The following is a 12521-nucleotide window of genomic DNA, read 5'->3' as shown; positions in this document are numbered from 1 at the left end:
CGAGGAATTAGCCGATTTGCTAAGTGAAAATAACAGAATGATGGAAGAACTATTAAGTAAGATGAAAAATTAATAGTGTAATATGTCTAAAATATTTTTGCGCGCCTCCGAAAGAGAATTGCGCTCACTTTTTTGAAATGAAATGGTAAAATTATACTATAGATGAAAAAAAGGGTGAAGTATATGAAAAATAATTATTATGATCTAGATACTTTAAAAGGAGAAATAAATGGATTGAGAATGAAAATGTACAAAATAGCAATGGAAAAAACCTTTTCAAATCCCGAAGTAGTTCAAATTAGTCAATTTCTTGACACAAAAATAATAAAGTACCAGCAATTATTTAAGAAATAACCAATAATCAATAGAGAGTATACGATCAAGGGGGGGAGTGAAAAGTGTCTAAGTATTCTTTTGTTCATTGGTATCAGCCCATCTATGATCTGGGAAGGGAAAAGATAGATGGATATGAAGCATTAATAAGATGCTTGTTTCCGGATACAAGAACACCAAATGAGTTATTACGTCAGGCTGAAATGGATGGAACATTAATTGAGCTAGATAAGCACTCCATTGAACTTGCTCTGAGCCAGGAAATACATCATTCAACTGGTAATCTCTTTGTTAATATCCTTCCATCAACAATGATTCAAGATGATTTCATGGATTGGTGGGGCAGGCAACGATTCTCATCGCAATCTATTACCTTAGAAATTTCGGAACGTATGGAAATTAAAGATTGGGAAAAAATCAAAAATAGAATCTCTTATTTAAAAGAAAGAGGGGTCAAAATTGCTATTGATGACTTTGGTATTGGTCATTCATCCTTTAGGCATTGGATTGATTTAGCCCCCGATTTTATTAAGATTGACTGTTATTATTTTAAGAACTTTTCTGAGAATACAAAGAAGCAAGAGGTGGTTCAAAAACTAGTATCTCTATTTAAGGGTTCAGCAAAAGTCATTGCAGAAGGAATAGAAAGAGAAGAGGACCTGCGGCTAGTTAAAAGTTTTGGTATAGATATGGTACAAGGCTTTTTAGTTGGGAAGCCTGCTCCAAACATCCATATTTCAAACAATCATTCGAATGTTTGTTCTCTATTAAAATTAGGATAAATCCGTACTAATAAACTGGAATTGGAGAATTTGCGATGGTAAACACTAAAAGTAGTTTAGTAAAAATAGCAAATCAGCTCTTAAAATCGTTTTCCGATCCAATATATATAATTGATAAAAAGGGGATAATTATTTGGACTAATCCCTCTTTTTTGCATACTTATGGCTGGGAAGTAGGTGAGATCAACTTCAGCCCATTTATGCCGAATTATTTGCTCGATGAATATCAAGAACTACAAAGAAGAATTATGTATGGCGGTAGTATTTATGGATACGAAAGCAGTAGATACACAAAAGATGGATCGCTCTTAAATGTACTGATTGACTTCCTGCCTGTATATTCCGATATTGGAGAAATAGATGGATATGCTTTAATTCTTAAAAGTGGTTCAAAACAAAAAAAGCTAGAAAAAGAATTAATGGAAACAAACGAAAAATATGAGTTAATTGCCAATAACACATCTGATATAGTAATGCTGGTTGACCCAAATGGTTTTATTCGTTATGTTTCTCCATCGTTAGAATCTATTACCGGATATAAGCAAGAAGAATATGAAGGAAAAAAGGCCTTTTCAATTATTCATCCAGATGACATAGAGAGAGTTTCACAGTTACATACTTTTGTTTTTGGAGAGAATAGGCCAGTGGATTTAGAGTATCGGGCTCTTCGGAAAGATGGAATGGTCATCGATATCGAGTCAAGAGTAATGCCTGTCTTAGATGATGATAAACAGGCAGAATATTCCGTAATAGTAGCCCGTGATGTAAGTGAAAGAAAGACGAAAGAGAAACAATTAGAATATATCATGAATAATATACAAGCTGCCATTTGGTCTACCGATAACAATTTTAGTACCTTAAATTTCTGCTCAACTAGTACTATAAATGTAATCGGAATCTCAAGTGAAGACTTCTCAGAAAATCCCCGTATTCTTCATAAAATGATTGACTCCAACCACATGAAACCATTTGAGATTTTTGACATCAATAGATATCAGGATACTGATTTTATTATTGATGAATTTCAAATTATTTTTAATAAAAATGAAAAAAGATGGATTCGCTGTATGGCTCATGCTATTAGGAACGCACATAACAAGGTAATCAGAATAGACGGGATATTCTTGGATATTACCTCATTAAAAGAATATGAAAATAAATACAAGCTTAGCGAACAAAGATTTAAAGCACTATTTGATAACCATATAGATGGGGTATTTACTTTAAATACGAATGGTGAATTTATTAATTGTAATATCTCTATGAAGGAAATATTGGAATTAGGCAACTATTTAATAGACAAATTGAGTTTCATTGATTTTGTATCAGACCAAAATAAATACCTTGTGGAAGAATGCGTAAAAAAAGTTATCACTCTAAATCAGCCTCAAAATTTGGATATAATAATTAATACCCTTCAAAAAAATCCATTAATGTTAAATGTCACCTTTATTCCTGTCATTGAGAACAATGAGACAATCGGAATTCACGGGATTGCAAAAGACATAACTCTTATTCATGAGACCTCAAATGAATTAAAAAGAAACAAAGAACGATATCAAAAATTAAATCATAGTATCAACAATTTTGCGCATGACTTGAGAAGGGTGATGAAAGTACCTGATATAGAAAGAAGATTGTTAAAAGAAATCAACACAATACTAGGGTTGAATGATGTCTCGGTCATTCAGGTTGATCGAACAAATGAAAAAAAGAGTAAAATCCCCTATGGAAAGCCGACGGCAATCGAGGAAGATCTTTACTTGAAAATATGGAGAAATTCTGACAAAATTATTTTATTAAAGATAGATAACCACACATTAAATGACTTTGATGACGTAGAAATTAGTTGGTTAGAAACGATTATTCAGTATGTATCAACTCTCTATGAAAATTTGCAAATAATCGAAGATCTTTCCAAGCAATTGGAGTCTGAGATAAATACAAATAGTACTCCACAATGGATGTTACGATTGCTATTTAATATTTCAGAAAAGGAAAGACAATACCTCTCAAGTGATTTACATGATTCAGCATTACAAGATCAAATCATATGGTATAGAAGGTTAGAAACATTACTTTCAAATACTAAATTACCGATTGACATTTTTGAAGAGTTATCTCAAATTTCAGAAGGCTTACTGGATGTTATTCACCAAATTCGAATCACCTGTAATGAATTACGCCCGCCTTTACTTGCTGAAATGGGATTAATTGAAGCTTTAGAATCATTAATATCTTTTCATCAATTATATTCTGATTATACTATTGATTTTCACTATAATGGGAATTGCGACTATATTAATGAAGAAAAAATCATGGGAGTATACAGAGTATTTCAGGAATTATTAAATAATGCAACAAAACATTCAAAAGCAACTGATATTACTTTATCTTTGGAAATAAAAGAAAGCTTACTAGAATTACTTTATAAAGATAATGGGATTGGAATGGACCTGGCATTAAAAACGAATTCCTATCAACATCTTGGGATTTCTGGAATTAAAACTAGAATACAGAGTATGGAGGGAGAAGTGGTGTTTCATTCCTCACCAAATCGGGGTTTAGAAGTAAAAGTTATTCTACCAATATAAACAATACAAAATGGGAGGAATGATATGATACAAATATTACTTGTTGATGATCATCCATCTGTCATTGAGGGGACCAAGTTACTAATTGAAAAAGAAGAGGATATGGAAGTAACCGTGGAAATAAGTCCTTATAATGCAATCGATTTAATACAAATGAAGCATTTTGATGTTATGCTTTTCGATTTGTATATGCCCCATATGAATGGAATCGAATTAACTAAGAAAGTATTAAGTCTTGACCCTGAAGCAATAATATTAATCTACTCCGGCTTTGAAATATTCCCCCATTTTAACTCCCTTTGCGAAGCTGGGATTTCAGGTTTTATTTCTAAAACCTCTACAAGAGAGCAATTAATTACAGCGATTCGATGTGCCCTTCGAAGGGAAACGGTCATTCCCCTATCATTATTTAGGGAACTGCGTAGAGTAAAGATTTATATGGAGGAAGAAAGCAAGAATAAGAAATTGGTTAGTATTACGATAACAAAAAGGGAGGAAGAAATACTCTATTATGTATCAAAGGGGAAAAGTAACAAAGAAATAGCTAAACTATTATTAATAGGTCAAAGATCCCTGGAATACAATCTTACGGCAATATTCCAAAAACTAGGCGTACGCTCAAGAGCCGAAGCCGTAAAAAAAGCAAAAGAACTCGGGCTCCTTACTGAAGAAATACTCCCATAGAGTGACAGGCACCTTCCAGAAAACTGGAAGGTGCCTGTCACCCTAACTTTTTACATTTCAATCTTATCAATAGAAACACCAGGAATGGAAATTTGTCCTCCCATAGTTGATTGGTATGTGACTAAACCAGAAGATAATCCAAATATCGTAATCTTATCGTCTTCTAATACCCTTTGGCTAACAGCATATTTATCGAATTCAGCAAAAATAATTTTGTCGTAATCATCATTTACAGCCAATCTTATTTGTGTTGTATCGTCACCCTCAATAACTTGAACAACTTTTCCGTGGAATTTTACCTTTTTTCCAATATAATCATCAGGAGTTCTAGCTAATTGATCATAAGTAATGCCTGTTTCATAGCCTTTCTTTTCTTCTGCTTCAGCTTTAGCCCTAGCTTCAGCCTCAGCCTTGGCTTTTGCTTTTGCTTCAGCTTCTTTCTTTGCCTTTTCGGCTGCTAGCCGCTTTTCTGCTTCTGCCTTGGCTTCAGCTTCTTTTTTCTTACGCTCTTCTTCCTTCATTTTAAACCAAGGGGCCGCTTCATCTACTTTCGCCTGTAAGTCTTTAATCTTGGCTTCTTTTTCTTTAATGGTTGAATTTTTATCTTTTACTTGGCTATTTAAGTCCGCTTTGTCATTCAAAGCTGACGCTAATTCATCATTAGAGGGACCAAAAGTGGATCCAATCATAAGTGCAATTACAGCGGTTAATACATACTTCCATCTATTTTTTAAAAATACTAGTACTTTGTTCATATAAATTCCCCTTTTATTATTTAATAATCAATACATTGTAAATTATAAAGAACTAAGAATTGAAATTTATACGTAATTTTTACAAAAGTTGGGATAAAAAGGAGAGTAGGGTGACAGGCACCTTCCAGAAAACTGGAAGGTGCCTGTCACCCAAGTAGAGTACAAGCTACTGAAGCAAACCTCAACAGCATTAAAGGCTTCAGAAAAAGCTATTCAGAAGGAAAAGGGGAAGAATCGAAAAGTTTTTGAGGCTCGTTTGCGTCAAAATGTTAAGGTGCCTTACAACAATGCGATGAAATTATACCAGGCTGTTAAGGCAGGCAAGAATATCGCAGCAAAATCAAAGGAAGTAAAGTCCCTTTTAAATCAAGGAATTGTAAATAGCACCACCATTTTAAGGAATAAACAATTAACCGATTCTATTAAGAAAAATAGTCCATTAATTAAAAAAGTAACAGAGAAACAAATGCGAGACGGGCTTTCGAATTACTACATGAAAACCGCAACAAAAGTAAATGCAACTGCCAGCATTGCCATCTCTATTAAAGATGGAATCAATTTATTCAATAAAGCATTAAAGACAAACAACACAAATACAGCCATCAAGCAAAAAACAAATATTGAAAAACTATTTAAGGAAGCAAAAGATAAGGGCCTATGGAAGAGCCAAACGAAATTATATTCCTTACTAAATGGTTCCTTTGGTAAATTAAAAAATCAATTTGATCAAACTATACTAGTATCACAATCAATAATTGCCAATCGTCCAACAACCTTTGGAGGAAAAATAGGGCAAGAAAAGATCTATAATCAATCGATCGTCATTGTCGCTGGTAAAGGAAAATATATAAAACTAGCAAATGCTGAAGTAAACGGAAATATCATCATTAAGGGCGATTCGACAGGTGCAGGAACGGTTTACTTAGACAATGTGAAAGTGAATAGGGTCCAATGCCAGGGTGGGTCTATTATCGTTGAGGATGTTGCCAATAGTGGGCTATCCCTAAAAAGTGTGATTGCTGATTCAATGAGGATTAATGATACAAACGGAGCGAATATCGTAGCCGATAAAGGAACCAAAGTCCGTTGTCTTCATCTGGCTGAGAAAGCTGGAACAAATGGATTGATTTCAATTGATTCAAAGGAAAAAGGTACCTTTGAACAAATGGAGATTGCTTCAAATGAGCCGGGAAGCCGGGGTGGGACTACTTTGAGTGGTGAACTTTCTGAATCCACGGTATCCGTTACAGGTAAAAATTCCATGATTAATTTTTCCAAGGGGTTAAATTTGAAACAGCTTAATGTCACTACTTCAGCAATCCTGAACTCGGAGACAGGGGCTAATATTGAAACCGTTCAACTCAGTCCAAAGGCTGCCATTCAACGTTCTGCAACCAAATTTAAAGGTGATTTTACAAAAACCACGGTGTATGTCAAACGATCCTTATCAGACTTAACCGTTCAAAATCATACAGAAATCAAGTTAATTGTATTTGAAACAGCAGGAAACCTCTCAGCTGAAAATGGTGCGAGTATTTATAAGGTACAAGTTGCTGCTAAAGAGAAAGGCGGCATCATGCAATTATTCGGTGATTTGAGTAGGACTTTAGTACAAATTTTAAATGCAAATTCTCGTATTGATGTTGGAGCCAATACTGAAGTTATGGAAATGAAAAAGGACCCGAGTGTTGGTGAAACTGTAACAGTTATAAACAATGGAAGAATTTTGAGAGCAACAGGATTGGTAGTAAAGAATAATCCACCTGTTTCAACCACCCCGCCTATGGATAGTCATCCAGGTGAGGCACCAACGATTGGAAGCTTAACCGTAAGTTCTGTGGATGATGATGACAGTGATAATCAAACGATTATATCAGTAGCCGGCCACCGTGGGACAGGGAATGAGTATGCTTATAAGGTGTTTGATGATGTAGCTTCAGCAAATGCCGGGAAGCCAAAGTTAGATGATGATGTTTCTGGTTGGACGGTGCTTCCCGTTGGTGGAAAAATTGCAGTTCCAAACGGCAAAATTGTCTTGGTAGTGGAGAGAAATGCTACGAGTTATAAGGCGAAGAAGGTCGGTCAGACTGTTGCGGTAACGGAAGTCGAGCCATTCAATCAACCGGCAGATTTGACGGAGGTAGTCATGCTGGATGGAAAGGATGGAGTAAGTCCACAGGATGGTGAGGTGGAAACGGTTCGTCTGAAGTTTAATGAGAACATCGATCCATCGACAGTGTCGAATAATTCTTTTACCGTGGAAGGGTTTGATGTCCTAAGTATTCAGGCAACAGATAAGGGCGGAAGAATACCAGGTGATGCAGCTTATACAAATGGGGAGCTGAATTACATTACGATAAAAGTCCAGCCGGTGCCGGGCACTAATTTTTCACCAAAGGTAAGACAGAACCCAAGCATTACGATTAAAAGTGCTAGTGGGACCGAGTATAAAAAAATATATGTTCAAGCCACCGATTCAGCGGCACCAGTAATCATCGGCGCTAGTTTTGTAGATGTGAATAGCAATGGTGTTGATAGGGGTGACCAAATCGTTATTACCTTCTCTGAGGATGTTAATGGAATAGAGTCAGACTTGGTGGATGATTTTATTTTAAAAGAAAATCAAGATTACTCTTTTGATTCAACAGATTCATTTAAAATTGAAAATAATGTTGTAACGGCTACATTGGGAATAACAACAGCAATGAAGCTTGCGGAAAAAACTAATATTACCATTCAATCTGATTCATCAAAGGTTTCAATAAGTGATCTTGGAGGAAATATGGCAAAGCCTCAGAAGGAATTGAATTCCTCGACCAAATCAGTTGAAATTAAAGATATTCCAGGGAAAAGCGAATTCGCTGGGGGCGATGGGTCCGTTGAGAATCCATTTATTATAATGAATGCGCAACAGCTGGATAAGGTACGAAAACATTTGGATGCTCATTATCAAATAGGTGATGATATTGATTTAAGTGAGGATCCGTTTGACCAGGGAGAAGGCTGGGTGCCTATTGGAGATAAGACAAATCGATTTACTGGTTCTATAGATGGAAATGGGAAGACGATTAGGAACTTAATAATTAATCGAGCTAGTCAGAGTCAATATACTGGATTATTTGGATTTATAGACGGAGCAACAATTAAAAATTTGAAATTGGATGATATAAATGTAACTGGGTGGATACAAACCGGGGGACTAGTTGGGACAGCTTTTAGTAGTACAATTTCAGATTGTAGTGTTTCTGATGCCCGGATTCATGGGGATAATTTTTCGGGTGGATTCATTGGGTATGTCAAGGATGGGTCAGTCAATAACATAGAAATTGTAGGAGTAAATTTATCCGGGGGAAGTCAAAGTGGAAATTTGATTGGTAGGCTAGATAATGGACAGGTTTCGGGTATTACTGCATCTAATTTAACAATAAGCGGTTCCACTTTTAATGGAGGCCTTATTGGTTATGACCAATCAAGTCAAATATCGGATGTCACAGCCTCTAATATAAATGTTAAGTCACAATCTGATTCTGGTGGTATCCTTGGTCAATCAATAGGTAGTACTATTCACACACTTGATATTAAACAAGTTGTAATTGATGCGTCAGGGTATAATCAAATCGGCGGCGTAATAGGAACTGCAGGGAATATCAATCTTGAGGATATTAATATTGAAGGTGTCAACTTAAATGGTGCTAATTTCGCTGGAGGATTAATTGGGACTGAGGATTATACCTCTACAAAAACTATTATAAATAATGTGGCTGCAAAGGATATTAAAATTACAATAACATCCCAAAAAGCTGCTGGACTTATTGCCGAAATAGATACTCCTGAAAGCCAAATATCAAATGTTGTTTTGGACAATGTAGAAATCTCGGGAGACCAATATGTAGGAGGCCTCGTATCTATTAATAAAGGAAAAATTAATAACACAAGTGTCCATCATGGCAAAATCTCTGGATCATCAATTAATGTAGGTGGATTAGTTGCATTGAATTATGGAGTGGTTAGGAAATCAAGTGTATCAGATGACTCGTTCATAATAGGGGAGACTAACGTAGGCGGATTGGTTGGTTATAACTATCTCAATGCTTCAATAATTGAAAATTGTTATTCTACAGCTGAAGTAGATGCCTCGGGAGTAACAAGTCCATCTGGAATTGGTGGTCTAGTAGGTAAGTTGGACGCAAAAGGTACTATCACGAATTCATATTCTACGGGGAAAATACTTGGAAATAAAAATCTGTCAGTAATGGGCGGTTTAGTTGGACTAAACTTCCGAAGTGAAGGAATAATCAACTCGAGCTTTTATGATAGTGACACAACAGGTTTTACTGGCTCAGATAAGGGAACTCCGAAAACGACATTAGAAATGAAGGATAAGGATACTTTTGTTGATTGGGATTTCACTAATATATGGGAGATGAATGGCAGTTATCCGATATTGAGGTAAACAGCACAGAAGGGTGACAGGCACCTTCCAGAAAACTGGAAGGTGCCTGTCACCCTCATTCCTGGGACGAGGGACCTGTCCCTTTGTCCCACCCAACATTCCGCTTGAAAGAATAATACGTAGCTGCAAAATAGCATACATAAATAACGATAATCAACAACAAGGAAATACTTATGTTAAACATAAAGGCGTTATCCCCAATAAAAACATCAATAATGGTCCTGTTTGCCTTTTGAAAGGCATCTAAGAATATATAGAAACCGAATACAGCAACCGTGATTGGTATGATAAAGTACAAGGATATTTGTTTTAGAATTAATCGACCAATCTCTTTCTGATCGATCCCCAGCTTTTTTAAAGTATCATATCTGCTTTTATGCTCGATAGAGTCTGATAATTGCTGCAATGCAAGCACTGTTAAGCTAATCATTAGTAAAACAGTCCCTCCATATATCCCAAGGATTCTCATGCCTAATGTCATATTTAATATTTCATTCGTCTCAGCAACCTTTAATCTAATAATTAAAGGATCACTAGAGATTTTATCATTAAGTATTTTACTGTAATTTTTCAAAAACCAATCTGGAATATACTCTTGTTCCAGCTGAACAGCCTCATCAACACTCATTTCCTTCTCTGTGTTAGCATAAAAGTCCTTAGCAGCTAAGGTTAAGTCTTTGCACCATTCATCAGGTAAAACGATTAGTCCACCTCTAAAGGATTTGTAAATATATTCACCAATAGATTCCTTATGGTACGGGGTTGAACTAAGCTTTAGCTCATGACCCTTAATATTCAAAGTTGAATTTTCCATCATGTAGTCATCAATCGACTTATTATCCTCCATTTTGAGCCATTGCATGGTAAACTCATTCTTCTCGAGCTTTACTTCCCGATATCCAAGCATTTTTCTTAACTGATTATAATCACTTAAACTGATTGCAAATAGCGGCATATCCTTTCCATTCTTGTTGTATGCCTTAGCATCATCAATATAATATTGCTCCACCTGACAATAGTCTTCCAACCGATATTTTTGACTGTCCATATGCTCAGCCAAATCGTGATAATCTACTTTTGATACATCCTCTAGCTTATTCATCATATTTATCTTGCTGCTAACAACCGTATCAAAAGGAATTCTATTATCTAAGTACCCCAAACTCCATTGGGATAGAAGGAGGGTTAGAGTAAAACTCAAGGCTGCACCTAAAAAGGTTAACGAGATGGTAGCCATTAAAATGGGTGCTGTCTTTATTTTTGACACTATTGCCCCAATTAAAAATAGGTTCGTATACTCGTACTTAAAACGGGTCCACCGTTCTTTTATTGCAATAATGATATAGGCTAAGGAGTAAAACAGCGCGTAAGTTCCTGCAATATAACCTGCTAGCGCGATCCCCGTATAAGTCATTTCATTACCGAGCTTGAGTTTAGGATGGTCTATTGCCTCTAAAATTTTATGAACCGAATAACCACAAAGTACATAAAGTAAAACAGCCAAAATAAATACAATAATATAGATAATCCTACTTCTCTTTAATTGAAACTCTGTTTTCCTTTCATCATTAAGCATATGAATCAATTTAGTTTTACTTAAGGATCTTACGTTTATTAGCCCGATGATAATAAACATTGCTATAAAAAACACAAAGGTTATGAGCACGGTATCCAAATATAGTTTGAAGGAAAATACAATTTCCTGCTTTGCAGTCATTAGAATGAGAGCTGTAACCACCTGTGAAAACAAGGTCCCTAGAAATATACCCAAAGCAATAGAGCCAATACCCATGACTAAAATTTCTATGAAAAACATAAACGCCACATTTTTTTGAGGAATGCCTAACAATATATAGGTGGCAAACTCTCTTTTGCGCCTTTTTATCATATATTTGTTGACATAGCCTACGAGTACTATCAGCAGGCCTGTAATAACATAGGTGGTATACTTGATCATCACCTTCAGCATTTCAAAATTATAGGTGTCCTCTGTGATCAATTCATAATGTGAGCTTGATAAGGACATAAAAGCGTAAAATAAGCTTACGCACATCGTTAATGTAACAAAATAAATAAGATAATCCTTAATAGATCTTCTTGCATTACCCAGTGCCAGTTTAGCGTACATCTCTAACATCGCCCCCCAGCAGTGCCACCACATCCAGAATTTGATTAAAGAACTGCTTGCGAGTGTTTTGTCCCTTGATTAACTCGGTAAAGATCTTGCCATCCTTAATAAACAAGATTCTGTCACAATAGCTTGCTGTGAAGGAATCATGGGTAACCATAAGAATTGTTGCTCCTAATTCCTTATTTAAATGAGAAATCGCCTCTATGAGCATTTGTGCTGACCTTGAATCTAAGGCACCGGTTGGTTCATCTGCTAAAATCAGTTTTGGGTTGGTAATTAAAGCCCTTGCGCAGGCACATCGCTGCTTTTGACCACCTGAAACCTCATACGGATACTTTTGAAGAATCCCATCTATCCCCAATTCTTCCGCAACAGCCTTTACCTTTCTGTCTATCTCCGCCTTTTTATGCCTATTTATCGTGAGTGCTAAAGCTATGTTTTCATGAATCGTTAAAGTATCCAGCAGGTTGAAATCTTGAAAGATAAAACCAAGGTTTTCTCTCCTAAACTTGGCAATATCCTTTTGATTAATTTGTGTTAAATCTCTACCATCTATAAAAATATGACCTGCGCTGGCTTCATCAATAGTAGATATGATATTCAGCAAAGTGGTCTTGCCCGAACCGGAGGGCCCCATAACCCCAACAAATTCACCCTTAGAGACATGAAAGCTGATGTCATCAATAGCTTTTACAACATTTCCTTTGTTCCCATAATATTTTTCTACCTTTTTTATATCCAGTAGCGTATCCATTACCCTCACCTCAATGTTATGGTACATGATTTCAC

Annotated in this window: 8 protein-coding genes; 5 read left to right on the top strand and 3 right to left on the bottom strand. The window is 35.8% G+C overall.

Annotation, left to right across the window (positions count from 1 at the left end):
• Positions 1–162: 162 nt before the first annotated feature.
• Genes BQ6100_RS20890 through BQ6100_RS18920 form a run of 4 tightly spaced genes read left to right on the top strand, consistent with a single transcriptional unit; the run spans position 163 to position 4393 of the window.
• Positions 163–354, top strand: a complete 192-nt coding sequence (locus BQ6100_RS20890; protein WP_084780496.1) for an aspartyl-phosphate phosphatase Spo0E family protein — start codon at positions 163–165, stop codon at positions 352–354.
• A 44-nt stretch (positions 355–398) separates the two neighbouring features.
• Positions 399–1115, top strand: coding sequence for an EAL domain-containing protein (locus BQ6100_RS18930; RefSeq protein WP_075983084.1), 717 nt, complete (start codon positions 399–401; stop codon positions 1113–1115).
• A 35-nt stretch (positions 1116–1150) separates the two neighbouring features.
• Positions 1151–3709, top strand: a complete 2559-nt coding sequence (locus BQ6100_RS18925; protein WP_075983083.1) for a PAS domain S-box protein — start codon at positions 1151–1153, stop codon at positions 3707–3709.
• A 24-nt stretch (positions 3710–3733) separates the two neighbouring features.
• Positions 3734–4393: a response regulator transcription factor gene (locus BQ6100_RS18920; protein WP_075983082.1), complete on the top strand. Its 660-nt coding sequence runs from the start codon at positions 3734–3736 to the stop codon at positions 4391–4393.
• Positions 4394–4443: 50 nt separating this feature from the next.
• Here the strand turns inward: BQ6100_RS18920 and BQ6100_RS18915 are convergent, their stop codons facing one another.
• Complete coding sequence (locus tag BQ6100_RS18915; RefSeq protein ID WP_075983081.1) at positions 4444–5148, bottom strand: toxin regulator; 705 nt, start codon at positions 5146–5148, stop codon at positions 4444–4446.
• Between the two features lie 139 nt (positions 5149–5287).
• Here BQ6100_RS18915 and BQ6100_RS18910 point away from each other — a divergent pair, with 139 nt between their 5' ends.
• A complete protein-coding gene (locus BQ6100_RS18910) occupies positions 5288–9601 on the top strand; it encodes a GLUG motif-containing protein (protein WP_075983080.1) in 4314 nt (1437 codons plus the stop codon).
• A gap of 55 nt (positions 9602–9656) precedes the next feature.
• Here the strand turns inward: BQ6100_RS18910 and BQ6100_RS18905 are convergent, their stop codons facing one another.
• Together BQ6100_RS18905 and BQ6100_RS18900 are read right to left on the bottom strand one after the other, a co-directional pair.
• Complete coding sequence (locus tag BQ6100_RS18905) at positions 9657–11729, bottom strand: ABC transporter permease (protein ID WP_075983079.1); 2073 nt, start codon at positions 11727–11729, stop codon at positions 9657–9659.
• Positions 11719–12486 carry an ABC transporter ATP-binding protein gene (locus BQ6100_RS18900; RefSeq protein ID WP_075983643.1) on the bottom strand — a complete coding sequence of 256 codons (768 nt, stop codon included), beginning with the start codon at positions 12484–12486 and terminating at the stop codon, positions 11719–11721. The genes BQ6100_RS18905 and BQ6100_RS18900 overlap by 11 nt, the downstream gene beginning before the upstream one ends.
• Between the last annotated feature and the right edge of the window lie 35 nt (positions 12487–12521).

The sequence above is a fragment of the Bacillus massilinigeriensis genome (assembly GCF_900117315.1).
GTDB classification, from domain to species: Bacteria; Bacillota; Bacilli; order Bacillales; family Cytobacillaceae; genus Bacillus_BE; species Bacillus_BE massilionigeriensis.
The sequence above is the reverse complement of the archived record's forward strand: the minus strand, read 5'-3'. Positions and strand labels throughout refer to the sequence as shown.